Annotated in this window: 22 protein-coding genes; 9 read left to right on the forward strand and 13 right to left on the reverse strand. The window is 49.3% G+C overall.

Going from position 1 to position 24,760, the window contains the following annotated elements; genetic code table 11:
* Positions 1-2: 2 nt before the first annotated feature.
* Positions 3-908, reverse strand: a complete 906-nt coding sequence (locus B5M13_RS26605) for a nucleotidyltransferase family protein (RefSeq protein ID WP_080058559.1) — start codon at positions 906-908, stop codon at positions 3-5.
* Positions 909-1,222: 314 nt separating this feature from the next.
* On the opposite strand from B5M13_RS26605, the gene B5M13_RS26610 reads away from it, so the two are divergent.
* From B5M13_RS26610 to B5M13_RS26635, 6 genes are all read left to right on the forward strand, one after another.
* Positions 1,223-2,383: a homogentisate 1,2-dioxygenase gene (locus B5M13_RS26610; RefSeq protein WP_080058560.1), complete on the forward strand. Its 1,161-nt coding sequence runs from the start codon at positions 1,223-1,225 to the stop codon at positions 2,381-2,383.
* Between the two features lie 73 nt (positions 2,384-2,456).
* Complete coding sequence (gene hppD / locus B5M13_RS26615) at positions 2,457-3,596, forward strand: 4-hydroxyphenylpyruvate dioxygenase (RefSeq protein ID WP_080058561.1); 1,140 nt, start codon at positions 2,457-2,459, stop codon at positions 3,594-3,596.
* A gap of 91 nt (positions 3,597-3,687) precedes the next feature.
* Positions 3,688-4,452 carry a phenylalanine 4-monooxygenase gene (phhA, locus tag B5M13_RS26620; protein WP_080058562.1) on the forward strand — a complete coding sequence of 255 codons (765 nt, stop codon included), beginning with the start codon at positions 3,688-3,690 and terminating at the stop codon, positions 4,450-4,452.
* 86 nt (positions 4,453-4,538) lie between these two features.
* Entirely contained in the window at positions 4,539-4,976 is a 438-nt protein-coding gene (locus B5M13_RS26625) for a MarR family winged helix-turn-helix transcriptional regulator (protein ID WP_080058563.1), read from the forward strand.
* Between the two features lie 68 nt (positions 4,977-5,044).
* Positions 5,045-6,235 (forward strand): fumarylacetoacetase, encoded by a 1,191-nt coding sequence (gene fahA / locus B5M13_RS26630; protein WP_080058564.1) that lies wholly within the window; start codon positions 5,045-5,047, stop codon positions 6,233-6,235.
* Complete coding sequence (locus tag B5M13_RS26635) at positions 6,232-7,125, forward strand: flavin reductase family protein (protein ID WP_080058565.1); 894 nt, start codon at positions 6,232-6,234, stop codon at positions 7,123-7,125. The genes fahA and B5M13_RS26635 overlap by 4 nt, the downstream gene beginning before the upstream one ends.
* 70 nt (positions 7,126-7,195) lie before the next feature.
* Here the strand turns inward: B5M13_RS26635 and B5M13_RS26640 are convergent, their stop codons facing one another.
* From B5M13_RS26640 to B5M13_RS26675, 8 genes are all read right to left on the reverse strand, one after another.
* Positions 7,196-8,755 carry an ABC transporter permease/substrate-binding protein gene (locus B5M13_RS26640; protein WP_080058566.1) on the reverse strand — a complete coding sequence of 520 codons (1,560 nt, stop codon included), beginning with the start codon at positions 8,753-8,755 and terminating at the stop codon, positions 7,196-7,198.
* Positions 8,748-9,482 (reverse strand): ABC transporter ATP-binding protein, encoded by a 735-nt coding sequence (locus tag B5M13_RS26645; RefSeq protein ID WP_080058567.1) that lies wholly within the window; start codon positions 9,480-9,482, stop codon positions 8,748-8,750. The genes B5M13_RS26640 and B5M13_RS26645 overlap by 8 nt, the downstream gene beginning before the upstream one ends.
* Positions 9,483-9,510: 28 nt before the next feature.
* The gene (locus tag B5M13_RS26650) at positions 9,511-11,430 is read right to left on the reverse strand and encodes a CocE/NonD family hydrolase (RefSeq protein ID WP_080058568.1); all 1,920 of its coding nucleotides are present in this window, start codon (positions 11,428-11,430) and stop codon (positions 9,511-9,513) included.
* A 162-nt stretch (positions 11,431-11,592) separates the two neighbouring features.
* A complete protein-coding gene (locus B5M13_RS26655; protein ID WP_245859508.1) occupies positions 11,593-11,772 on the reverse strand; it encodes a hypothetical protein in 180 nt (59 codons plus the stop codon).
* Between the two features lie 4 nt (positions 11,773-11,776).
* On the reverse strand, positions 11,777-11,977 hold the full coding sequence (locus B5M13_RS26660; RefSeq protein WP_080058569.1) for a helix-turn-helix transcriptional regulator: 201 nt from the start codon (positions 11,975-11,977) through the stop codon (positions 11,777-11,779).
* The gene (locus B5M13_RS26665; protein WP_080058570.1) at positions 11,955-12,416 is read right to left on the reverse strand and encodes a hypothetical protein; all 462 of its coding nucleotides are present in this window, start codon (positions 12,414-12,416) and stop codon (positions 11,955-11,957) included. The genes B5M13_RS26660 and B5M13_RS26665 overlap by 23 nt, the downstream gene beginning before the upstream one ends.
* A gap of 227 nt (positions 12,417-12,643) precedes the next feature.
* Positions 12,644-12,970, reverse strand: a complete 327-nt coding sequence (locus B5M13_RS26670; RefSeq protein ID WP_080058571.1) for an L-rhamnose mutarotase — start codon at positions 12,968-12,970, stop codon at positions 12,644-12,646.
* Positions 12,971-13,083: 113 nt separating this feature from the next.
* Complete coding sequence (locus B5M13_RS26675) at positions 13,084-14,064, reverse strand: type I phosphomannose isomerase catalytic subunit (RefSeq protein WP_080058572.1); 981 nt, start codon at positions 14,062-14,064, stop codon at positions 13,084-13,086.
* Positions 14,065-14,298: 234 nt separating this feature from the next.
* Between B5M13_RS26675 and B5M13_RS26680 the strand changes: the two genes are divergently transcribed.
* The 3 genes from B5M13_RS26680 (at position 14,299) to B5M13_RS26690 (ending at position 19,432) form a co-directional block, all read left to right on the forward strand.
* Complete coding sequence (locus B5M13_RS26680) at positions 14,299-17,049, forward strand: DUF1553 domain-containing protein (RefSeq protein WP_080058573.1); 2,751 nt, start codon at positions 14,299-14,301, stop codon at positions 17,047-17,049.
* Complete coding sequence (locus B5M13_RS26685; protein ID WP_080058574.1) at positions 17,046-18,524, forward strand: DUF1501 domain-containing protein; 1,479 nt, start codon at positions 17,046-17,048, stop codon at positions 18,522-18,524. Before B5M13_RS26680 ends, B5M13_RS26685 begins: the two co-directional genes overlap by 4 nt.
* A 152-nt stretch (positions 18,525-18,676) precedes the next feature.
* On the forward strand, positions 18,677-19,432 hold the full coding sequence (locus B5M13_RS26690) for an SDR family NAD(P)-dependent oxidoreductase (protein WP_080058575.1): 756 nt from the start codon (positions 18,677-18,679) through the stop codon (positions 19,430-19,432).
* 60 nt (positions 19,433-19,492) lie between these two features.
* Here the strand turns inward: B5M13_RS26690 and B5M13_RS26695 are convergent, their stop codons facing one another.
* From B5M13_RS26695 to B5M13_RS26710, 4 genes are all read right to left on the reverse strand, one after another.
* Positions 19,493-20,311, reverse strand: a complete 819-nt coding sequence (locus B5M13_RS26695; protein WP_080058576.1) for a helix-turn-helix domain-containing protein — start codon at positions 20,309-20,311, stop codon at positions 19,493-19,495.
* Positions 20,312-20,362: 51 nt separating this feature from the next.
* Positions 20,363-21,382, reverse strand: coding sequence for an SDR family NAD(P)-dependent oxidoreductase (locus B5M13_RS26700; protein ID WP_080058577.1), 1,020 nt, complete (start codon positions 21,380-21,382; stop codon positions 20,363-20,365).
* A 125-nt stretch (positions 21,383-21,507) separates the two neighbouring features.
* The gene (locus B5M13_RS26705; protein ID WP_080060093.1) at positions 21,508-23,277 is read right to left on the reverse strand and encodes a glycoside hydrolase family 9 protein; all 1,770 of its coding nucleotides are present in this window, start codon (positions 23,275-23,277) and stop codon (positions 21,508-21,510) included.
* Between the two features lie 63 nt (positions 23,278-23,340).
* Positions 23,341-24,684 carry an alpha-L-fucosidase gene (locus B5M13_RS26710; protein WP_080058578.1) on the reverse strand — a complete coding sequence of 448 codons (1,344 nt, stop codon included), beginning with the start codon at positions 24,682-24,684 and terminating at the stop codon, positions 23,341-23,343.
* Positions 24,685-24,760: the final 76 nt, after the last annotated feature.

Here is a 24,760-nt window from a genome sequence, read left to right on the forward strand (position 1 = left end):
ACTTACCAAAGTTTGGCCGGATAAGCGCCTTCGTCATGCAGTTTTTTCAGGGCAGCCTGCACTGTTGGCTTATCGTCAGGATAGGTTACCCCAAACCAGGCCGACCGACTGCGAAATACTTTACAATGCCCCGTATTGGTTTCGATCAGATTAGTCATCACCGTAGGTATGTAAAATTCAGCCTTTGGCGAGTTGATGTTGGCAATGGCGTAGCTTTCAAACTGGTGTTGCACAAGTGGGAACACACTCGGCTTAAAGCCCCAGAAATTCATTGAAACCGGGGTTTCGGGCGACAATGGAGTTAGCCCATCTGCTTCTTCAAACACAATTTTCTTCTCGCCATTCTCGGTTTCGTAAATTTTCGTCCGCTCGATTACCGAAATCAGGTTACCATTTTCGGCCACTTCGCAAACACCGCGCGATACTGACCCATTTTCGGAAAGCGTATTCTTGACTTCATAGCCGACCATGGCATGAAGCTCGTCATCCGTATCGGTTGTCAGGAAGTCGCTGATAAGCTGAAACGCTTCGAGGCCATAAAAATCATCGGCATTAATTACCGCAAAGGGTGTTTGTGTATGATTTTTAGCACAGAGCATGGCGTGCCCAGTCCCCCAGGGCTTCGTCCGTTTAACAGGTCCAACTTCAGCAGGCACATAGGAGTCAAGTGCCTGAATGGCATAATCTATTTCGATTTTACCGGCCAGCTTCGCGCCAAAAACCTCTTCAAAATCTTGCCGAAGTTCTTCCCGAATGATAAACACAACCTTGCCGAAACCAGCTCGGATGGCATCGAAAAGTGAATAATCTATGATGGTTTCGCCGTTTGGACCAAACTGATCAAGCTGTTTAATACCTCCATAGCGGCTACCCATACCAGCCGCCAGAATCAAAAGGGTAGGTTGCATTTCTAGTCGTTAGTTATCTTTTTAGAGAAGGATAGTCCATAAAGATGCTTACCTAAACGATTCAAAGAAGAACGCTGCGCATCTTCTTTTCCTCCGTGCATCTACATGTATAACCTTATCACGAATTGAGTTCAGCCCAAAATTAGAAAAAAGGGCTATGTACCACTATCTAAACTGAATTCCAGCGCATTTTATCCCGAACAACACCATTTAATAGAAATTTTTCTAAACAATATACTATTTAATTTAGTTGTCGCTATAATTGTATGCTAAACAATAGTTGCCATAACAATTAAATACACTTCACCAAGAATATGCCTTTTTACCATACCCTCGGCCAGATTCCTTCCAAGCGGCATACGCAGTTCGCTAAGCCCGACGGGCAGGGCTTATACTATGAGCAACTGTTCGGAACCATTGGCTTTGAGGGTATGTCGTCGCTGCTGTACCACGTTCACCGACCAACCATGGTACGCGAAGTGCTTGATAGTGTTGATACAACGCCAAAACTGGCCGTCGCAAAAAATATGCTGTCGCGGAAGTTGATTGGCTTCGATATCGAACCAGCCGACGATTTCCTGGAAAGCCGGATTCCACTGCTGGTTAACAACGATCTGATTTTTGGTCTGGCAGCCCCGCGTCAATCGCTTACCAGTTATTTCTACAAAAATGCCGATTCAGATGAGTTGTTGTTTGTGCATAAAGGTACTGGCCGATTGCGGACGTTGCTGGGAACAATCCCGTTTCAGTATGGCGACTATCTGATTATTCCACGGGGGATGATTTACCAGATCGAGTTTGATAGCGACAACAACCGATTGTTGTATGTTGAATCGCATTCACCAATTTATACCCCCAAACGGTATCGAAATCATTTTGGTCAATTGCTCGAACATGCGCCCTTCTGCGAACGAGATATTGTACGTCCACACGATCTTGAAACGCATGATGAAACGGGCGACTTTCTGATCAAAATCAAAAAGCAGGGCGCGCTTCATTCGCTGGTATATGCTTCGCACCCGTTTGATGTGGTTGGTTGGGATGGGTACAATTATCCGTATGCCTTCTCCATTTTCAACTTCGAACCCATTACAGGACGCGTTCACCAACCCCCGCCAGTGCATCAGACCTTCCAGACGGATTCGTTTGTTGTCTGCTCGTTTGTTCCCCGGCTGTTCGATTATCACCCACTAGCAATTCCGGCTCCTTACAATCATTCCAACATCGACTCTGATGAGGTTATTTATTATGTCGATGGTGATTTCATGAGTCGGAACGACATTGCTCAGGGACACATCACCCTGCATCCCGGCGGTATTCCACATGGCCCAGCGCCGGGTGCTATGGAACGCAGCATCGGCAAAACAGAAACGCAGGAGTATGCCGTCATGGTCGATACGTTCCGGCCCCTTATGGTAACCGAACAAGCGCTCCGTATTGACGACGGTAAATACTATAAATCATGGCTGGCGTAACACGGGTGGAAACCCACGATTTAGATATAAGGTAGCGGGTTTCCACCCGCGTTACAAACATCAACAAACAATTATGGAAACCCTCGAACTCGTAGAACCCCAAACGACTTCCCCAGCTAATCAGGCGGATTTTTTACCCCTCAATGGCACGGATTATCTTGAACTGTACGTAGGCAACGCCCGGCAGTCGGCTCATTATTTCCAGACCGCTTTTGGTTTTCAGCCTGTTGCCCATGCAGGCTTGTCAACAGGATTGCGCGACCGGGAATCGTATGTGGTCCAGCAAGGTAAAATCCGACTCGTACTGACTTCACCTCTACACGGCAATAGCGACATAGGCCGCCATATCGACCAGCATGGCGATGGTGTCCGGGTGGTTGCTTTGTGGGTCGATGACGCAACTCAGGCATTTACCGAAACGGTTAACCGGGGAGCCCGTCCGTTTATGCAACCTACTCGTGAACAGGATGATACAGGGTACGTTGTCCGTTCGGGGATTCATACTTATGGCGATACGGTGCATATTTTTGTGGAGCGCAACGACTACAAAGGCGTATTTCTACCAGGCTATGAACCCTGGCAACCCAACTACCATCCCAGCGATGTGGGCTTAAAATACGTAGACCATATGGTTGGGAATGTGGGCTGGCACGAGATGAATCTGTGGATGAATTTTTACCACGATGTGATGGGTTTTCAGCAACTCGTTTCGTTCGATGACAAAGATATTTCGACAGAGTACACAGCCCTGATGAGCAAGGTGATGAGCAACGGCAACGGTCGCGTCAAATTCCCGATCAACGAGCCCGCCGAAGGTAAAAAGAAATCGCAGATTGAAGAGTATCTGGATTTTTACGGTGGACCAGGTGTGCAACACATTGCGGTAGCGACTGACAACATAGTGGAAACGGTACTGGCCTTGCGCGAGCGGGGAGTTGAGTTCCTAAGCGTACCGGGTTCGTATTACGACGAACTGGCCCAGCGCGTTGGTAAAATCGACGAAGAAATTGATACCCTACGCCCGTTAGGCATCCTGGCCGACCGCGACGACGAAGGCTACCTGCTTCAGATTTTCACCAAACCCATTTGCCCACGTCCTACGCTTTTCTTCGAAATCATCCAGCGAAAAGGAGCCCGTTCTTTCGGTAAAGGCAACTTCAAAGCCCTCTTCGAAGCCATTGAACGCGAACAAGCCTTACGGGGAACACTTTAACAATGAAGTGAAAGAGCGAAAGAGTGAATGAGTGATTCCATTCTATACCCTTCTTTTGCCCCTTCGCTCTTTCATTCTTTCGCTCTTTAAAATGAACCAGACCTATTCTTACTATACTCCCGACGATCAGGCCGTTTGGCGGCTATTGTTCGAACGGCAGATGGCCCAGTTGCCCGATAAGGCAAGTCAGGCGTATCTGGACGGAATTGCTGCAACGGGCTTTCGGGCCGACCGTATCCCGGATTTTGAACGGGATTTGAACCCACGATTGAAACTGCTGACAGGCTGGCGGGTTTGTGCTGTGGAAGGGTTGATTCCCAACCGGACGTTTTTTGAACTGATGGCCAACCGGAATTTTCCAGCTACGACCTGGCTTCGGCGGCATGACCAACTGGAGTACCTCCCCGAACCCGATATGTTTCATGATACCTTCGGGCATGTACCTATGCTGTCGAATCAGGCATTCTGTGATTTTCTTGCCGCTCTTAGCCGAATTGCCCTACATCACATCGAGAGCGAAGAAGCGATTGCCATGATCTCCCGACTATACTGGTATACGGTCGAATTTGGGCTAATTCAGGAAGGCAGCGAACTGCGGATTTATGGCGGAGGAATCCTGTCGTCGTTAGGCGAAACAACGTACAGTTTGTACAGTCCCGTACCTAAACGAGTACCCTATAATGTCGAAGTCCTGCTCAAAACGCCCTATATCATCGACCATTTCCAGGAGCAGTATTTTGTGATCAACAGCTACGAACAGCTTTATCATTCTGTGCCGCAAATTGAATCGGCCCTGGAAGAACTCCTGCACATGAATCGCACAGGCGACCCCGAATGTGTAATGGATAATGTATAATTTTGGACTGCCGATTCAGCTATTACTTAAATAGAGACTCACAACCAGGCCATTGTACATCGTACATTATTCATTAATCATTAATCGTGACGCATCCATCTGATACGCGTGCTTATTTTTTTAAGATTGACACCACAATCAAGAAGATTCGGAACGCCCTGCAAAAGCAATTCAACGATGCAGGCTTCGATCTAACTGTCGATCAGTGGGTTGTGATTGACCATCTCTATCGAAACCCTGGCATCAGTCAGAATACAATTTCGGAAATGACCACTAAAGATGCGCCAACCGTTACCCGAATTATCGACCTGCTTTCGCAGAAAGGGCTGACCGAACGACGCATGACCGACACGGATCGCCGAAAATTTCTGGTGTACCTGACCGAAGGAGGTGAGGCCAAATACCATGAAGTTTTACCTGTCGTATCCGCCATGCGACGCAAAGGATGGGGCGATCTGAGCGACGAAGATTATCAACACTTCGTCCGAATCATGGATTCGATTTATAGCAATATCAGTGATTGACGTAAGGCGGGTGGAAACCCTCGCCTGACAACTATAGTTGCGGATTTCCCCCGCATTACACATTACCTATGTACGGCATTTTCAGTTACGGCATTGCTTCGCCCCGCGTCGGGTTCAAACACGGCGATTATGCGCTTGATCTGGAAGTGGTTGGGTTGCTAGGTTATTTCAACGATCTGGCCATTGACCCGGCCGTTTTTGCTCAACCTGTACTGAATGGGTTCATCGCCCTGGGTAAGCCTACGCACCTTGCTGTTCGGCAACGACTGAAAGAGCTTTTAGCCGATGAAGCCCACGCCTTTGACGATGTGCATGATCAGGTTTTTATTCACCAATCGCGCGTACAGATGCACTTGCCAGTTCGCATTGGCGACTATACTGATTTTTATGCGGGTATCCATCATGCCGAGAATGTAGGGCGTATGTTCCGGCCCAATGCGGACCCACTACTACCCAACTACAGACATATGCCGGTAGCCTATCATGGGCGAGCCTCTTCCATTGTGGTGTCCGGCACGCCCATTCGCCGACCGAATGGGCAATTCCTGGATGGTGATAAACAACCCGTTTTCGGACCGTCGCAGAAGCTGGATTTTGAGCTGGAACTGGGATTGGTTATTGGAAAATCAAATCCATTGGGCGAACCTGTTTCGATAGCCGAGGCCGAAGATTACATTTTTGGTGTTACGCTCTTTAACGACTGGTCGGCCCGCGACATACAGCGGTGGGAGTACCAACCGCTGGGCCCATTTCTGGGTAAAAATTTTGCCTCCAGTATCTCAGCCTGGGTCGTTCCTCTTGCAGATCTGGAACCGTTTCGTGTAGTAGGCCCAACGCAACAACCAACGCCCCTACCCTATCTACAAAGCAACCATCCAGCTCATTTCGACCTGGACCTGGAAGTCTGGCTACAACCCGCCGATCATGACGAAATCTGTATTAGCCGAACCAATACCCGGTATCTTTACTGGAGTTTTGCACAAATGATTACACACCATACCGTTAATGGCTGCAACCTGAACGTTGGGGATATACTGGCTACGGGTACAATTTCGGGGCCCGAAGCGTCGGACCATTTGCCAGGTAGCTACGGTTCACTACTTGAACTAAGCTGGAACGGTGAACATCCGCTGCATATCTCCGAATCTGTAACCCGAACCTTCCTGGTCGATGGTGACCAGGTAACGCTTCGCGCTACGGCTCGAAACAAACATAAGGCCATTGAACTTGGTGAAGTAGCAGGCAAAATCTATTCATGAAAACCGTCAACCCCGCCGACTTAGCCCCAAACGAATTTTATCGGTACATGATCGGTACTGTAGGGCCCCGGCCCATTGCGTTTGCCAGTACCGTTGATTCGCAAGGCAATGTGAACCTGAGTCCGTTCAGTTTTTTCAACATCGCCGGATACAACCCTCCGACGTTGATTTTCATACCAACCATTAACCGACATGGCCACAAAAAGCACACGTTACTCAATCTGGGAGAAGTGGGCGAAGTGGTGATCAATATCGTCAACTACGCGATGGTTGAACAGATGTCGCTGACGAGTGCCGAATTTGAACGGGGCATCAATGAATTCGAAAAAGGCGGGTTCACAGCCATCCCCTCGGATCGGGTCCGTCCACCCCGTGTGGCTGAATCACCTGCGTCCTACGAATGCCTGGTCCGACAGATCATTCCAATGAACCAACAGGCCGACTTACCCGGAGCGGGGCATTTGGTCGTTTGCGAAATTATCATGGCTCATTTTCAGGACACTATTTTCGATGAAGCCGGTTTGATTGATCCTCACCGGATTGATCTGATCGGTCGTATGGGCGGAGACTGGTACGCACGGGCGCAGGGCGATGCACTATTTGAAGTGGCTCGCCCGAAAGTAGGGCTTGGCGTCGATCAGATTCCGGCTTCAATTCGGAACAGCGCCATTTTATCCGGGAATGATCTGGGAAAATTGGGAAGTTTTGCGGCTCTGCCTACGCCAGAGGAAATCAGTACCTATCGGGAATCGGGAATTCTACATGAGTTATTCGAAGAAGCCAGGTACGGTTGCCAGTACTTACCCGACTTGCTACATCTTCGGGCGAAACAACTACTGGCCGATAACAATGTGAAAGACGCCTGGCTGACATTGCTACAACGGGCTTAAATAAATAGAACACGGATTTTTATGATGATTAAGATCTGTGTCAATCATAATCATCATAAAAATCCGTGTTCTATTTATTTGTTAGATACTTAACCAAATCCTCAATAGTCTTAATGCCTAATTGATTAGCTTGCTCGCGTCGCATCATCAGGCAATAGCTATTGTTAAAGCCTAGCGGCCTCAGCCAATCCAATTGATACTGCTGCTGAAATTGCTGCCGGACATACTGATAAATTGTATCCGATTGCATCGGCAGATGCGCCAACACGCTCGCTGAAGGCTGTAAAACCACCAGCAATCCCGTACCTGTGTATTCTGGATAAAAATCAATCGCTCCAGTTCGCAAGGCATCGAAACAGATTTGGGTTCCCCCTAACCCCGTTTTAGTAGCGACCCGTAGTTGTGTATGTCCTTCGATCAATTGACGATAAATTTCGGCCAGAATATATTGCTCCGTAAATACTTTCGAACCCATCACAACGGTTTCAGCGCGTTCGCCCGGTTGTGGCTGTTTGTATAAGTCAAGCTGGTTTAAAAAATTACGCGCCACAGCCTCCGGCGACTGCTTTTGATAATCGACCTGATAATTCAGTGCTGTCATAACCGAATCAGTCAACTGACCAGCCAGCCGATTCAAGGTTTGCCCCAACGCTGGGAAACGATTCAATACTGCCTGCCGAATAACCGGGGCCGCATCGTAGGGTGGAAAGGCATGCCGATTATCGGTTAGTACCAGCAGATCATATGCTTTAATTCGTCCATCGGTCGAGTAACCACTAATGATATCGACTTGCCCCCGGTGAATGGCTTCATACATCAGGTTCTGATCGATCAGGCGCGGGCGAAGGGTCAGACCGTACGTTTTCTGTAAACCGGGGTAGCCATCAGCCCGGCCGTAAAATTCATGCGCAAACCCGGCCACCAACCTGTCCTGCTGACCCGGTAGCCAGTAAAAAGCGGATAAAAACGGCATAAGGAGCACAAAAACCAATGCGCCAACGCGAAGCTTGCGTACCGACAATCGTTGCAATCGGGCGAGAGCCGCATCGAAACCAACCGCTAATAAGGCTGCTGGAATAGCACCCGCCAGCATCATATTTACATTGCTAAGGGCAATACCACTAAAAATAAATTCACCCAGTCCACCGGCAGCCACATAAGCCGCCAGCGTAGCTACCCCTACATTAATAACCGTTGCGGTACGAACTCCTGCGAAAATCACAGGAAGTGCCAGAGGCAACTCCACTTTTGTTAACACCTGCCCATCGGTCATGCCAATACCACGAGCGGCCTCTTTCACCGACGCATCCACTTCCTTAATGCCTACATACGTATTTCGGATTATGGGCAGGAGCGCATATAGAAAAAGTGCCATCAGCGCCGGGCCAACCCCGATACCTAAAACTGGAATCAGGAAACCAAGTAAGGCCACGCTAGGAACTGTTTGTAACACACCGGCTATACCTAATACGCTACCCGCTAATCGAGAACGACGCGAAATCAGAATGCCCAACGGCACACCCAACAACAGAGCCAGGAATAAAGACACAGCCGTTAGGCCGATATGCGTCAGCGTTTGCTCCAGCAATTTATCGGCATGCTCCCGAACAAACGTCACGAAATCAGTCATGCAGACGGTGGGGTTTATCGTCCATAAAATCCCGAACGAAATCAGAAACAGGTGATTTCAGTAATGCATCGGGCGTGCCCATCTGCACAATCTGTCCAGCATCCATCAGGGCGATACGGTCGGCCAGTTCCAGCGCTTCGTTCACATCATGGGTCACCAGCACCACTGTTGTTTCGCGTAACTCATTCAGACCGAATAATTCCCGACGAACCTGCCGACGTGTAAATGGGTCAAGGGCACCAAACGGCTCATCCATCAGCACAACGGGTGGCCGGACCGCCAATGCCCTCGCCAACCCCACCCGCTGGCGCTGGCCCCCACTCAATTCGGCCGGATACCGAGACAACAGCGTTTGAGGCAGCCGCAGTTTATCAATCAGTTCGCTGATACGTTCCTGAATAGTCTCTGACTCCCAGCCAAGTAATTTAGGAACGGTTGCAATAGCCTCGGCAACTGTATAATGGGGAAACAATCCTCCATCCTGAATGACATACCCAATCCGTCGCCGAAGCTCGAAAGTAGCTTGTTTCCTCACATCAACTCCATCCAAGCTGATTGAACCACTGGTCGGTTCAATCAGCCGATTAATCATTTTCAGGGTTGTCGTTTTACCGCACCCGCTCGTGCCTAACAACACTAGTGTTTCACCCTTTGCAACGTTGAGCGAGAGATCAAAAACGGCCGTATGTGAAGCAAACTGTTTGGTGAGGTTCCGGATTTCAATCATTCTGCAAAGCCAACCGTAGATACAAAGATTACTTCAATACCTGAACTTCGATCACGGAATCGTCATACACTCGATGGGTCGCTTTCTGAAAATCGGTAGCATCAGCTTTATAGATATTATCCACGTATTTCTGCGGGTTTCGGTCGATGAGCGGGAACCACGTACTTTGCACCTGGATCATGATCCGATGGCCTTTTTTAAAGGTATGCATCACGTCCTGCAACCGGAACGTAACGTCTGTTTTTTCGCCCGGTTTGAACGGTTCGGGCTTTTCAAACGAATTACGGAAACGTCCACGGATGGCTTCCGAACGGACCATTTGCTGATAATTCCCCAGGGTGATATTCTTATTCGGCATGTAGGCATGATTCGGTTCATTGGGCGGATATACGTCGATCAACTTAACGACCCAGTCGGCGTCGGTACCTGTCGTACTTACCTTGAGTTTCGCAGTGATTTCGCCCCCCAGTGTCAGGTCTTCTGTCAGTACATCGGTCTGGAATGTCAAGACATCAGGCCGACGACTGGCAAACCGCTGATCTTCTGACATATAATTGAACGGTGTAAATCCCTGCAAGGTGGTAATATCTTCGGTATACGGAACCGGCTTCATCGGATCACTGACAAATTCGGAGTAGCCGTTTCCGGCCTGTTGGGCTAACTGCCCATTGCTTGACAAATAGAATGACGTTGGCTGCGCATTGGCAGCTGGCCACTTATCGAACGTTTTCCACTCCTTCTTTCCGGTATCGAACAGATACGCTTCGGGCAATCCGGTCTTTCCATCGCCCGCACCTTTCAGGAAATGGGTAAAGAATTTCGCTTCAATATTACGCTGATAAAACGTGGCAATGCTATCGCCAAAATAGATATTACTATGCAGGGTATGCCCCGTTTCGGCCGACCAGCGTCCATGCCCGAACGGTCCCATTACCAGGGTGTTATACGTACCCGCATTATTCTTTTCTATTGTCTTGTAGATGTTCAGTGGCCCGTACAAATCTTCAGCGTCGAACCAGCCGCCGACGGTCATTACGGCATGGTTGATATTTTTGAGGTGTGGAATAATGCTCCGCTTCTGCCAGAACTCATCGTAGTTCGGGTGGTCGACGGTTTCCTGCCAGAAGAAATTGTCCTTGTAATACTTGTCGGCATTTTTCAGGGGGCCTAAATCATACTGCCACTGAAAGCCATCTTTCGTTCCGGTGTTAATCATCTGGCTGGCAAACCAGGGCTGCGTTGTAGGAGCAGGATGCTGGATACCGAACACCGGGTAGGTGAAAATATAGGCCTGAATGAAAGCCCCATTATGGTGAAAATCATCAAAAAAGAAGTCCGAAACGGGTGCTTGTGGCGAAGAAGCTTTTAGCGCCGGATGCGCACCAACAGCCCCCGCAACGGTATAGAAACCGGGGTAGCTAATCCCCCACTGCCCTACCCGACCGTTGTTGTTCGGTACATTTTTGAGCAACCACTCGATAGTATCATAGGTATCCGAGCTTTCATCGACCAATGTGCTGCTAACGGGTTTGGTCGCGCTCTTTTTACCCTTACTTTTGGCAGTAGGAGTTGGCTGCTGGTCTGTAACGGTCGGGGTCATGTTCGTCCAAACTCCCTCCGACTCCCAGCGCCCACGAACATCCTGATACACAAAAATATACTTCTCGCGCATGAGCGTTTTGGATGGCCCTACCTGTGCCGGGTAGGCATCAGGACCGTAAGGCGCCACGCTGTAGCAGGTCCGCTGCATCAGAAACGGATATTTCGTTGTTGCCGAGGCATCTTTGGGGACATACACAGCTGTATGCAGTTTTATCCCGTCGCGCATCGGAATCTTGTATTCAAATTTCTGGTAGTTCTCCTTAACGAAATTGCCCGATGCTGTCGATTGCGCCTGTACTGAAACCGTTCCGAGCAGGAGAAGTAGAGCGTAAAACCACTGTTTCATGTTAATGATAAGCTAAGAGGAGTTGACTGTTGTAAAGATAGTGGCTATCCGTTCGAAAACGGCACAAAAAACGCCCACTTTACCGCAGGCGACTTTTGTAAGTATTGGGAGTAGGTTTTCGAAGGTGAAATCTACTCCCTTTTCAAGCAGAGAATCGATTTGTTACAGCATAATTCGTCCAGCTTCGAACGCTTCTGAGTCGGGTCGAAAGGGCGACAATCCTCTCGCTATTTCATCAGCATTGACAAATTCCCAGACATTTAGGATTTCTGGTAACAGCGTATAAGCAGTTGTCGTTTTTCCGGCTCCGTTAGGTCTGGCCAGAATATACAAATTCGGCATCGTATCAATCGGTGTCTTCGAGCGTAAAGATATGCTCAACCGGTTTGCCGAAAACCTGGGCCAGTTTTAGGGCCAATATCGTCGACGGTACGTAACGTCCGGCTTCAATGGAGTTGATCGTTTGACGGCTCACCCCAATCCGATCAGCTAGGTCAGCCTGCGACAGGCTTTGTTCGGCTCGTTCAACTTTCAGTCGGTTTTTCATAACGTAAGATCGTGCTGCCAGACATGAGCCAGCGAAAGCGAATGATAAATACCAGCAACACCGTGAACATGTTGTAAATCATGACATTGAAGAAAGCGTTGTCATAAACCGTCAGAATAGCAATGGCCAGAATCAGGTAGTTCACGTACACGCTCCACTGCAACGCTTCGAGCCGAAGCTGACTAATCATCTCATCTTCCGTTTTCTCACGCGAGAAAGCAATGAACATTAGCCCTATAATTACACCTATACACGCCATTTCATCAGTGAGATTCTGTGGTATTACGTCGCCAGGAATTTTCCAGCCAGCAAAGGGCACAGTTAGAAACGGGATTTTGACATCAGCATAAAAAAACGCTATCCCAATCACAAAACACGGTACAAAAATTAACCAGCCAATCAGGCGGTACGAATGCGGAAAAAGCCACTTTGTTTTCATGGTTATGTAAAGTTTGTTTTACACAGCAAACGTAAAATAGATTTTCCATATTGTAAAATAAACTTTACATATTAGTGAAAAATTATGAAATACGCAGAATTTCTAAATCAAGATGAAAATGAAGGATTTTGTCCTTCCGACCGTAGGGAGGAATCTCAAGGTTCCTCCCTACGGTCGGAAGGACAAACGAGTTAGGCAAACTGAACTACCTGAAGATCATGAACGAATTACAGCTTAAACAGTTGGTTCATGAGTACCCATTTTTCACCAGGTTTGGCCATGGGTAAGGCTTGCTGGTAGGTCCACATAAGTGCCTCCCACTCTTGCACTTTTGGATTGGCGGCATCGGCAGCCGCCTTGGCTTCAAACGAGAACGTCTCGTCAGTCTCCATAATCATGAACAACCGATTACCGATCCGGTAAATCTCCATGTCGGTAATGCCCGACTCGCGAATACTGGCTTCAATCTCAGGCCGGAGTCGCTCATGGTATTGTTCGTATTCGGCAATTAGAGCCGGGTCTTCTTTCAGATCAAGGGCAAAGCAGTAACGCATCCGAACCGGGATTAAACAGATTGATGGATTAAATCGATTTTGTTTTCAACAAAGGAAATGAACAAAATCTGTTTAATCCATCAATCGGCTAAATCCCGGTTCCTGGTTCCGACTTACGGTACATACGTTTCTAGTACGGTCATGTCGCCATCGGGTACGAGCGTTACATTGTTGATGGAGGCTGGAATCAGGGCGCACTGGCCCATTTTAAGCGATACACTGTAGCCGCCGGTTGTTTCGATGGTTAAGCCCCCCGCCACGCAGATCAGGATAACGAACGAGTCAATGTGCGTGTAATCGTGCGCTACTTCCTGATTGAAATTCAGTACGTTCGTTACAAAATAGTCGCTTTTTACGGCGTTGACGCTTTCGTTCAGTTTCTTGTCGTACTGGGTCTTGTATTGCCCGTAATAGTGGTAATCAATGGCATCGACCGCCTGTTCGGTATGAAGTTCACGCTTTTTGCCCGTTGTCGCATCCACTCGGTCGAAGTCGTAAATCCGGTAGGTTGTGTCGGACGTCTGCTGAATTTCGGCCAGCAATAACCCTTTACCGATATAGTGGACCCGCCCCGCAGGCAGGAAAAATACATCACCGGGCTGAGCAGTTTCGATATTGAGCAACTCCTGAATGGTGTTATCGGCAACGGCCTTCACATATTCATCTTTCGTTACCTCCCGATTAAAACCGGAGTTCAGTTTAGCCCCTTCATCGGCCTGCATGATGTACCACATCTCGGTTTTGCCGAAGCCCGTTCCGCGCTCCTTCGCCAGGGCATCGTTCGGGTGTACCTGAATCGACAGATCGTCGTTGGCATCGATGAATTTAATCAGTAGTGGAAAGCGATTTCCGTATTGCGCGTAGACGTGCTCGCCAACCAGTTTTTCCTTGTATTGCTCGACCAGTTCGTGCAGCGATTTTCCCTGTAAGCTGCCTTCCTTCACAACCGATTCATTCCCCTCCACATCCGACACTTCCCAGGTTTCACCACAATTGGGCAGTGGCGAAAAGTCTTTGTCAAGAATAGTTTTGATTTTCTGACCACCCCAAATCTTGTCTTTATAAATCGTTTCGAAGGTTAACGGGTACAACATGAGCAGCGATTAATGGCTAAATGATACATCGAATAATTAACAGGCAAGGTACAGCATTTGTTGCTCGGGGGCAATTGGCCCATCTATGAGGCAAAAATTTATCTATTAACAGGTAGATAAGTCACTCTGACTCGTTTAAGAGGAACAGATACTAAGCATCTGAATCATCGGATGTTAACTCATTAACGGTTAATCGCTTCGGAATATACCCCGAAGCCTGCATTGTAAAACGCCATGAGACGCTATTGGCTGGTCGGTATTCTGGGGGCTCTTGTAGTAGCAGCCTTTACCCTAAGTGGGCTTTTCTCGTCCGAGAAGATTAGCTATAACCAGCACATTCGTCCGATTTTCAACGCCAAGTGCATAACCTGTCATGGTGGTATCAAACAAAGCGGTGGCTTTAGTCTGTTGTTTCGGGAAGATGCGTTGGGAAAGACCAAATCAGGTAAGTACGCTATAGTACCGGGACATGCCGATGAATCGGAACTGATAAAGCGGTTGGTGATCGATGACCCTGAACTACGGATGCCGCTTGAGCATGAACCCCTGACGAAGCAGGAAATCGATCTGATTAGCAACTGGATTGATCAGGGAGCCGAATGGGAGGACCACTGGGCCTATATACCTCCTGACCGTAGCATTATTCCGCCCAACGTTGGCGACGCCTTTGCCAAAAACGGGATTGATCGCTTCGTCTACGACCGATTACAACAGGAAGGACTTAGCCCCTCGCCCGAAGCTGATAAAGCTACGTTGCTGCGTCGAGTTAGCCTGGATTTGACGGGACTACCGCCCACAGCACAACAAGCGGCTGAATTTATGGCGGATAAATCGCCGAATGCTTACGATAAACTGGTCGATAAGCTCATTCAATCGCCCCATTTTGGCGAGCGTTGGGCGTCGATGTGGCTCGACCTGGCCCGGTATGCCGACTCGAAAGGCTACGAAAAAGACCTTGAACGCAGCATCTGGCTCTACCGCGACTGGGTCATTCGGGCGTTTAATCAGGATATGCCGTTCGACCGATTTACAGTTGAGCAACTGGCAGGCGATCTGTTGCCCGCAAAGGATGCCTCAACCGCCGATAACCACCTGATTGCGACGGCCTTTCACCGAAATACGATGTCGAACGACGAGGGCGGAACCAACGATGAGGAATTCCGAAACATGGCGCTAATCGACCGGGTGAGCACAACCTGGGAGGTTTGGCAGGGAACAACGATGGCCTGTGTACAGTGTCACAGTCACCCTTATGACCCCATCCGCCATGAGGAGTTCTACAAGTTTTTTGCCTATTTCAACAATAGCCAGGATGCCGATCTGTACAACGAAAAACCGAAGCTGTACACCTTTACACCCGAAAATGAACAAAAAGTAAAGGGGCTCATGACCTGGATCAAAACGCTGTCCGGAAATCCGGTTGCTAATTCCCCCAACCGTCCGTTGAACCTGAATCTTCAACGACAGGATGTATTGAGCCACCTCGGTTACCGAAAAATTGAGGCCGAGGACTTCGACAGCACCAGTCGACACATTGAGCTATACGACAACCAGACCACCATTATGCAGACCACCGAAGGGGCTTTCTGCTTATATAATGATGTGGATTTAACAAACGTATCGAACGTAATTTACCGCTATACGACTTCGTTCCCGTCCTTCGTTGAACTACACCTCGACCGACCTGATGGTCCACTCATCAGCCGCGCCCATGTTCCAGCCACGCAGGAAGGCGATCCGGGAGCCTGGTATAAATGGAAAACGTTTAGCACGTTCCGGGCGCAAGTCCAAAAAACGACGGGACGGCACGCACTTTTTGTTGTGTTTCACAAGGACAAAGAGTTTCGGAGCGACTTACTCCATATGGACTGGCTACAGCTTGAGGTCGAAAACGCGCCTATCAATCACAATCAGATGCTACGTAAGCTGGTCGATTCGCTGGCTGCGATTCCAGCTACGGCCACACCGGTTATTCTCGAACGGCCCACCAGCCGGAGCCGGAAAACGAACGTTTTCATCCGGGGGAACTGGCTTACCAAAGGGAAGCAGGTCAACCCCGATGTTCCCCACTCGATTCGTCGGGAAGCCGGGCAATCGGTTGACAATCGGTTGGCTATGGCCCGCTGGCTGGTCAGCCGAAATAACCCACTTACGGCGCGGGTGATGGTCAATCGGTTTTGGGAGCAGCTTTTTGGGTATGGCTTGGTAGAAACCCTGGAAGATTTTGGTACGATGGGTGCTAAACCGACCCACCCGGAATTGCTCGACTGGCTGGCTGTGCAGTTTCAGGATGAGTACAAATGGAGTGTGAAAAAACTCCTTCGCGACCTGGTTCTTTCAGCTACTTATCGGCAATCGGCTGTGGTTTCGCCCGAACTTCAGAAAAAAGACCCCCGCAACCTCTTACTGGCTCGCGGCCCCAGAGTCCGCCTGACGGCCGAGCAAATCCGTGATCAGGCGCTGGCCGTCAGTGGTTTGCTCAATAATAAGTTGTACGGTCCCAGTGTTCGGCCCTTTAACCCGACGAATGGGTCCTGGAAAGACGAGCAACCTGATAATCGCCATCGCCGGGCTTTGTACACCTTCTGGCAACGGACCAACCCGTATCCGTCGATGGTTACGTTCGATACACCTCAACGAAATCTTTGCGTATCCAGGCGCGTTCGGACGAATACCCCCTTGCAGGCACTTATTACGCTGAACGATACTGTTTATACGGAAGCCGCTCATGGTCTGGCATCGTTTATGAACCGGCAGAAAGGTGATTTAACCAAGAAACTCGCGTGTGGTTATGAGCAAATTATGTATCGTAAGCCGTCCGACGAAAAGCTGGCCCTGCTGGAAAAATTCTATTCAGATGCTCTTCACCTGAACACGCAAAAAAAGCAATCCAAAACAGTTCCATCAACACAATCGCCTGAGTTCGGTGCGCTATCGATGGTGGCGAATGTGTTGTTGAACTTAGACGAAACGCTTACCAAATGAAACGACTTACGCTCTTCGACGAGGCCGTATTGAATCAGGCAACCTTCAACACCAGACGCCATTTCCTGAAACAGTGTACATCGGGTTTAGGCTCCCTGGCGATGCTGTCGTTGCTGGATAGCTGTGGGTTTGGCAGTTCGCCAACCACCAGCGAAAATCCACTGAAGCCGCTTAGTCCCATTCAGTCTCCCAAAGCAAAGCGGGTGTTGTTTATGCACATGGAAGGGGCACCGTCGCAACTGGAACTGTTTGACTATAAACCCGAACTAGCCAAACTTGACGGACAACTCTGCCCGCCCTCATTACTGGAAGGCAAACGGTTTGCGTTCATTAAAGGGATTCCGAAAATGCTGGGGCCGCAGTCCTGTTTTGAGCAGCATGGGCAATCGGGGGCGTGGCTATCGGACTATTTTCAGCACTGGCCCAAAATTGTCGATGAGCTTACCTTTCTGAAAGCCATGCACACCGATGAGTTCAATCATGCACCCGCTCAGTTGTTTATGCATACGGGTAGTCCACGGTTGGGCCGCCCCAGTCTGGGCGCGTGGGTTACGTATGGGCTAGGCTCCGAAAATCAGAACCTACCAGGCTATGTAGTGCTGGTATCCGGTCAGGAGCCTAGCGCTGGCAAGTCGGTTTGGGGAAGTGGTTTTCTGCCTACGGTATATCAGGGCGTACAATGCCGTTCCATGGGTGAGCCTGTACTGTACATCAAAAATCCAGCGGAGGTCAGTGATTCGCTTCGCAAAAAATCCATCGACGTCATCAACCAGATCAACGAACTGGAACATCAGGAAATCGGCGACCCCGAAATTCTAAGCCGGATTTCGCAATACGAACTGGCCTATCGGATGCAATCGGAAGTTCCCGAAACGATGGACATTACCGATGAGCCTCAATGGGTACAGGACTGGTATGGTGCCAAACCGGGCGCAGCCTCCTTTGCCAACAATTGCCTGCTTGCCCGTAAACTGCTCGAAAAAGGCGTTCGGTTCGTTCAACTCTTCGACCGACGCTGGGATTCGCACGGCACCGACGCGGGCAGTGGTGTTGATGAAGGCCTGCGCCGAAATATTCAGGTTATCGACAAGCCTATTACGGCACTGATTCAGGATTTGAAACAACGTGGTTTACTCGACGATACTTTAGTTGTATGGGGTGGCGAATTTGGCCGGACGCCCATGATGGAAAATCGGGCTGGGGATAACAATTCACCGTTTAAAGGGCGCGACCATCACATCGACGCGTTTACCATGTGGATGGCGGGTGGTGGTATCAAAGCGGGCTATTCCCACGGCGAAACCGACGAAATTGGTTACTATGGCGTTCGGAACAAAACCCATATCCACGATCTACAGGCTACAATTTTGCACGTACTAGGCTTCGACCACGAGAAATTCACCTTCCCTTTCCAGGGCCGCAACTTCCGGCTTACCGACGTTCATGGTAAAGTTATTCACGATATTCTTGCCTAAACTGGCCCAGCACCTACACTGATAATTATCAGGGTTCTACCTGTATCCGCTCATAACCCCAGCCTGAGCAATGCCTTTCCTTTGCATTGTTCAATGCATTTTAAGGTATTCATGGAAGGTGTTAAAACGATGCCTTCCCAACAAACAAGGTTATGGATCAGGACTTAGCAGGAAAAACAGCCTTAGTAACCGGAGCTGCTTCGGGTATTGGTAAAGCCACCGCCATCTTATATGCTCAACATGGCGCGAATGTAATGCTATCAGATGTCGATGAGGCACAGGGCCAACAGGTCGCCGAAGAAATACTGGCCAGCGGTGCCAAAGCCCGCTTTTTAAAAGCCGATGTAGGCGACTCAGCCCAATGCCAGCAACTGATACAGGAAACAGTCAAGACTTTTGGCAAGCTTGATATTGCTTTCAACAATGCTGGCATTGGCGGTGAGATGAATATGACCGGCGATTACTCGATTGAAGGCTGGCACCACATCATCAACGTTAATCTCAACAGTGTTTTCTATTGCCTGAAATACGAACTGGAAGCTATGCTTAGCCAGAATACGGGTGGTTCCATTATCAACATGGCGTCGATTCTGGGGCAGGTCGGTACAGCGTCGGCTCCCGGTTATGTGGCTGCTAAACATGGCATTCTGGGCTTAACCCAAACGGCTGCTATCGAGTATGCGCCTAAAGGCATTCGGATTAATTCGGTGGGTCCGGGTTATATCGATACGCCTTTGCTGCGCATCTTACCCGACGAAGCTCGTCAGGCGGTTATTGCGCTTCACCCCATTGGGCGGCTGGGACGGTCGGAAGAAGTGGCTGAACTGGTTGTCTGGCTTTCGTCAGATAAGGCTTCGTTTGTTACGGGTTCCTATTACCCCGTCGACGGCGGTTATCTGGCGCAGTAATTCAGTAATGCGAGTGGGAACCATGATCGTTAACCCAATCACGGGTTCCCACCCGCATTACTAGCCTCTTCTATGCTCCGCTAATAACTCAGAGGGTGCATAACCGAACTGCTTTTTAAACGCAAATGAGAAGTGTGAAAGGTTTTCGAAGCCCACTTCATAACACACATCAATCGGTTTCATCTTCTTTTCGACAAACTGGTAATGCGCCAGTTCCAGCCGTTTTTGCGTCAGCCACTTCTGGGGTGTGGCATTAAATACTTTTTTAAAATCGCGCTTGAAGGTTGTCAGGCTACGCCCGGTCAGATACCCAAATTTCTCGATGGGCATATTGTACATGAAGTTGCGCTCCATGTACTCCGCCAGATCAATCTTACCCGGCTCCTCGAAGTTGGCGAGCATAGTATCGATATCCTTATCAATCGACCGCAGAATCGTAACAGCCTCCGTAATCTTCAGATCGGCGATATGGTCCGGCAGTTCTTTCATGTCGAAATACGGAATCAGCGAACTCAGGCAGCTCTCCAGCAACGGGTGGTTGTTGTAGTATCTTAGTTTCGGGACTTTTGTAACCTGGGGCTTCACATCAAGTTTGGCATAGTAACGCTGTAACCACTCCTTCGTCAGGTGCATAACCACGGTTTTGTGCGGCAGGCCATCTTTGGGATAATTGATGATCGTGGCCAGTTGATGCCTTGGAATCAGAAAAATATCGCCCTTGTTGAACAGATAGGTTCCTTCGGCCTGCACGATCTTGGTTTGTCCCGAGATAAACCAGATGAGCATGTGGTGGTCGAACGTAATGTCGGACTTAAAGAACTTGTCCTCGTAGCATGAAAGTTTAATGTCCGGTGTCAAATAGATCGACTGATGTTCCATGTTCGTTCGGTAGATTGTTCGTTTCCCTCTATCCCGATAGCCGTCCCGCTGTTAGCTTACACGAAATGTAATCCCTGTCATCGATTCGGTCAATTCCCACAGGCGTTTCGCACTGATCTCATCGAGCGAATATTGTTGTACACCAGACTGATGCAGCTTAGCCTTAGTGGGTACTGAAGGGTCGGCAGGTAGTAGCTCGGCAATATCGCCATCTTCGCAGTAAACACCACCCAGGTTGTTCAGCAATGGACTGGTTGCAGCCCATACCGATGTAGCGGCACCTTGCGGAATGGTTTTTAACCCTGCCAGTATTTCAGGGCGCATGTTCCCGTCTTCATCCAGAAAGCCCATTTGTTTCCACAGGTCTATTGATGCACTGCGCCCTAGCTCTGTCCCGGCTATTGAGCCTGGATGTACTGAATAGGCTCGTACCTTAAAGTCTTTCGCGCGGTTGTCCAGTTCCAGAGCGAACAGGTTGCTGGCTGTTTTTGACTGGCCATAGGCTTGTAATGTTTCATACTCACGCTGTTCGAAGTTGGGGTCCTCAAAGTTGAACGATGCCATGTGATGTCCCAGCGAAGAAACATTCACAACCCTTGCGCCATTTGCCTGCTTCAGGGCAGGCCATAATGCTGCGGTAAGGTGAAACTGCCCGATATAGTTGGTTGCCAGCTGGGATTCAATACCGCGTCCATCGCGTTGCAATGGTACCCACATAATACCTGCATTGTTAATCAGGATGTGTAGCGGCCTGCCCGATGCCAGAAATTTCGCAGCAAATGCCTCTATGGATGCAGAATTCATCATATCCATAGCTTCGATCTCCACAGGGCCGACTCCTTTCAGATTTTTGGTCGCCTTTTCGACATCCCTTGCCGGAACGATTATGGTTGCACCAGCGGCTGCGAGTGCCCGGACGGTTTCGACACCAATACCCGCATTACCACCCGTTACGATAGCCATCTTACCCCTTAGATCGATGCCACGGATAACATCATTGGTCGTCGATTGAGCATTAAACCCTGTACCGAGAGGACGTTGCAGAGCCCCCTGATTGTTGTTTTGTATCATGTGCTTTCATTGATTTTGTTGATACAAAACTAGGGGACGGTTGACCCGGCGACTTTGTTCAGAAGGCCGAATTTGCTTTGTTTATAGGACCACAGTTCAGGGCTTGATTTTGCATGCACTTCTCATTACTTCGTGGTCATTTCTCGTTGTAAGGCGTCGATGGCAGCCGTCAGATATACCATTGGGGCGTTCCAGTTGATGGCAATTTCGTTCGACGCATACGAGCAGGATTGATCCAGATACACTTCGTCGGCAATGGTTGTGGTATAGCCCGAACACTTATCCTGCCGAGCCGCATTGGCGTTGGTTCCGCCCGATAATAGACCGGGCACAGGCGCTTCGATACCATCAGCTACCGAAGGGCGGTGGTGCGGATTCAGGGTTGATTTATGCCCAAAACCGGTTAAAAACGAGTACCCTACTGCATTACGGCCCAATAAATAATCGAGGTTGGTTAGGGCATACGTCAGGTATTTTTTATCCGCTGTGAGCCGATACGCCTGAATAAGCGCAATACCCTGATTAGCCGCAACCGAACTGCTTCCCCAGATAAAATCCTTCGCCGATTTACCCATAATGGTCCCAAACGCCTGTTCGTCGGCCCCCACAATCAATTCGTCTGCCAGTTTCTGGATATGCTTTCTGGCCGAACCGGGTTCTGGCCTATTCTGTAATGTCTTGTCTTTAGCAAAGCGAGCGAGTGTATAATACGCCAGTGTCCGAACCTGAGGCCAGGCGGGCAAAGGCGTATTATCGTCGGGAAACAGGTTCACAGTTGTAGCATATGTATCCTTTTTCGTCGTGACAAACAGTTCCGTAGCCGCCCAAATCCACTCGTCGCTGGCGCTTCGGTCTTCGTAACTGCCAGTGGTTACGTCGGGGTCGAACTGTTTGTTCATGTCGCTCTGCCGGTAATACAGTTCGGGATTCTTTTGCGCCCACTGCCAGGCCGTTTCGGCAGCTGTCAGGCAGGAATCCGCCAGACCGGGGAGTTCACGAGCAAAGGGTCTGTACACACGGGCGGCCTGAGCCATGACAGCGGCAAAATCGAGGGCGGCCGTTATGCTTTTCTGAACAACATAGCGATCTTTAGTAGCCTTATCGGGCATAACCATCCCGTCAAATCCGGCATTGGTTAGTTTATGGTATACACCACCATCGACCGGGTCCTGCATGGTCAGCATCCAGCGCAAATTCCATAAGGATTCATCCAGCAAATCGGGGATGGCGTTTGAACTTTCGGGAATATTCGTTTTCAGAGATTTACAATAGGCTGGAAAATCTTCGTACAGCGACAGAAGCGTACCCATCGTAATACCGGAATTGACGATGTACTTATTGTAATCACCCGCATCGTACCAACCACGGGGTGACGAAATGGTAGTCCCAACGGGCCGACTGGCCGAAGCCGCCGACGGATGGATGAACACCCGCGTATCGGGATGCCCCGCTGGGCGGCTCCATTTACCGGCATACGTTGCCGGTAAATCGGTCGATACCCGTTGATAATAAAACCCTTTCAATGACCCGATAGCCGCAGCCCGGTGTACATCCGGTTCAATCCGAAAAGGAGCCGAATGGCCTAGTCCGGGAATACTGACCACAAATGTACCGGCTGTTTTCAAACCCGAGAAATCAGCCGTATGCGTCTTTTTCCCAGAAATAGCGTTCGTCCGGGGTAGGCTGAGCATGCCTTTAAACACGATCTTTTTGCCATCGGGAGTTGCTATTTCGAAAGGCCCTGATGCTTGCCCAACGACAATAGCAACCTTCGGTGCATTTGGGTAAAAACCAAGCTGGTTTAGACGAATTGAGTCAGATAAGGACTGCGCAGATACGCTTAACAGATTTCCCGCAAGGAGAATCGTCAGCACAACGACAAATGGAGCTTTCACCGGCAATAAGGAAGGGTTTATAATACGCCCGAAAAGCTAACCTTCCAGGAGCACTCGCGTACTTTATTCTCTCGACGACGCTTTATAAATACCTACTTCGGCTAACTCTACTGATCCATTCGCATTATTAATGAACAAACGAAGCTTCGTTGATTTTACAGCCGGAAAGCGCAGTAGCCGTTTGTAGCCGACAGTTGTAAAGGTTTGCAGAAGTTGCCAGTCGGAGCCATTCCAGTATTCGACCCGGCCACTGGCTATTCGTTGGCCATTGGCGATATTTTCCTGAATTGAAATCCGGTCGAACTCTGCTTCTTTTCCCAACTCAATAACCAATGGCTGATTCGCCGACAGGGTTGTAAACGTAGCCAGTTTTTTATCGGTCAGTTTGGGCTGTTTAGCCACCAGATTAGTCTTGAAGGTTTCATCGAGAATACTTCGAAACTCTTTCAAACTGGCCAGATCAGGCTCCGAAAATAAACCCTCCCGATTGGGTGGCACATTGAGCAACAACAAACTGTTCCGGCCAACGGACTGGTAATACAAATTCACCAGGTTTTTCCCCGAACGCACTTTGGTATCTTCGGATGCATGATAAAACCAGCCCGGTCGGATTGATACGTCGGTTTCCGCCGGAACCCATTGCTTACCAGCCGCATCGCCCCGATTGAGGTATTTTGAATCCGCTACCCCTGGTGCCAGCCCTTCGGTATTGATGGTCGACCAGCAGGTTTCTCCGGCGTTACCCGCTTCGTTGCCCACCCAGCGTACATCAGGACCTGCATCGGAAAACATCACCGCATTCGGCTGTAATTCCCGAACCAGCGCCCAGTACCCGGCAAAATCGTAGGTCATATCTTTGGCGTTTTCGCCTTTGGCACCATCGAACCAAACCTCCGACACAGGGCCATAATTGGTCAATAGCTCCCGGAGCTGACTTTTATAATAATCGTTGTACGCAGCTGTCCCATAGCGCGGTTCATGACGATCCCAGGGCGAGAGATAGACACCAAATTTCAGCCCAAATTCACGACAGGCATCGGCTACTTCTTTCACTACATCGCCTTTCCCGTTCTTCCAGGGGCTGTTTTTGACTGAATGTTCGGTCATTTTAGACGGCCACAAGCAAAATCCATCGTGGTGCTTGGCAGTAATGATCGCCATCTTAAAACCGGCTTCTTTCAGCGCCTTAATCCACTGCCGAGCATCGAGTTTGGTCGGGTTAAAAATAGCTGGACTTTCGGTTCCGTCGCCCCATTCCTTATCCGTAAAGGTATTGACCGTAAAGTGAAGAAAAGCAGTGGTTTCGAGGGGTTGCCAGGCTAGTTGGCGGGGAGTGGGCTTAGGTTGCGCGTTTGCCATGACTGCGGCTAATACCATTACACAACCCGTAAGAAAAGAATGACGCATACAGGAATTGAACTAGTAACCAGTGATAGATTTTAGCAATAAAAGTACCCCAAAAATATAACCTAAACGCTCTGGG

This window comes from Spirosoma aerolatum (genome assembly GCF_002056795.1).
GTDB lineage: Bacteria > Bacteroidota > Bacteroidia > Cytophagales > Spirosomataceae > Spirosoma > Spirosoma aerolatum.

Bases quoted from the DNA above. Each gene is read 5' to 3' on its own strand.
- B5M13_RS26605 (WP_080058559.1), bottom strand. From the start codon at position 908: ATGCAACCTACCCTTTTGATTCTGGCGGCTGGTATGGGTAGCCGCTAT.
- B5M13_RS26610 (WP_080058560.1), top strand. From the start codon at position 1,223: ATGCCTTTTTACCATACCCTCGGCCAGATTCCTTCCAAGCGGCATACG.
- hppD (WP_080058561.1), top strand. From the start codon at position 2,457: ATGGAAACCCTCGAACTCGTAGAACCCCAAACGACTTCCCCAGCTAAT.
- phhA (WP_080058562.1), top strand. From the start codon at position 3,688: ATGAACCAGACCTATTCTTACTATACTCCCGACGATCAGGCCGTTTGG.
- fahA (WP_080058564.1), top strand. From the start codon at position 5,045: ATGTACGGCATTTTCAGTTACGGCATTGCTTCGCCCCGCGTCGGGTTC.
- B5M13_RS26635 (WP_080058565.1), top strand. From the start codon at position 6,232: ATGAAAACCGTCAACCCCGCCGACTTAGCCCCAAACGAATTTTATCGG.
- B5M13_RS26640 (WP_080058566.1), bottom strand. From the start codon at position 8,755: ATGACTGATTTCGTGACGTTTGTTCGGGAGCATGCCGATAAATTGCTG.
- B5M13_RS26645 (WP_080058567.1), bottom strand. From the start codon at position 9,482: ATGATTGAAATCCGGAACCTCACCAAACAGTTTGCTTCACATACGGCC.
- B5M13_RS26650 (WP_080058568.1), bottom strand. From the start codon at position 11,430: ATGAAACAGTGGTTTTACGCTCTACTTCTCCTGCTCGGAACGGTTTCA.
- B5M13_RS26655 (WP_245859508.1), bottom strand. From the start codon at position 11,772: ATGCCGAATTTGTATATTCTGGCCAGACCTAACGGAGCCGGAAAAACG.
- B5M13_RS26660 (WP_080058569.1), bottom strand. From the start codon at position 11,977: ATGAAAAACCGACTGAAAGTTGAACGAGCCGAACAAAGCCTGTCGCAG.
- B5M13_RS26665 (WP_080058570.1), bottom strand. From the start codon at position 12,416: ATGAAAACAAAGTGGCTTTTTCCGCATTCGTACCGCCTGATTGGCTGG.
- B5M13_RS26670 (WP_080058571.1), bottom strand. From the start codon at position 12,970: ATGCGTTACTGCTTTGCCCTTGATCTGAAAGAAGACCCGGCTCTAATT.
- B5M13_RS26675 (WP_080058572.1), bottom strand. From the start codon at position 14,064: ATGTTGTACCCGTTAACCTTCGAAACGATTTATAAAGACAAGATTTGG.
- B5M13_RS26680 (WP_080058573.1), top strand. From the start codon at position 14,299: ATGAGACGCTATTGGCTGGTCGGTATTCTGGGGGCTCTTGTAGTAGCA.
- B5M13_RS26685 (WP_080058574.1), top strand. From the start codon at position 17,046: ATGAAACGACTTACGCTCTTCGACGAGGCCGTATTGAATCAGGCAACC.
- B5M13_RS26690 (WP_080058575.1), top strand. From the start codon at position 18,677: ATGGATCAGGACTTAGCAGGAAAAACAGCCTTAGTAACCGGAGCTGCT.
- B5M13_RS26695 (WP_080058576.1), bottom strand. From the start codon at position 20,311: ATGGAACATCAGTCGATCTATTTGACACCGGACATTAAACTTTCATGC.
- B5M13_RS26700 (WP_080058577.1), bottom strand. From the start codon at position 21,382: ATGATACAAAACAACAATCAGGGGGCTCTGCAACGTCCTCTCGGTACA.
- B5M13_RS26710 (WP_080058578.1), bottom strand. From the start codon at position 24,684: ATGCGTCATTCTTTTCTTACGGGTTGTGTAATGGTATTAGCCGCAGTC.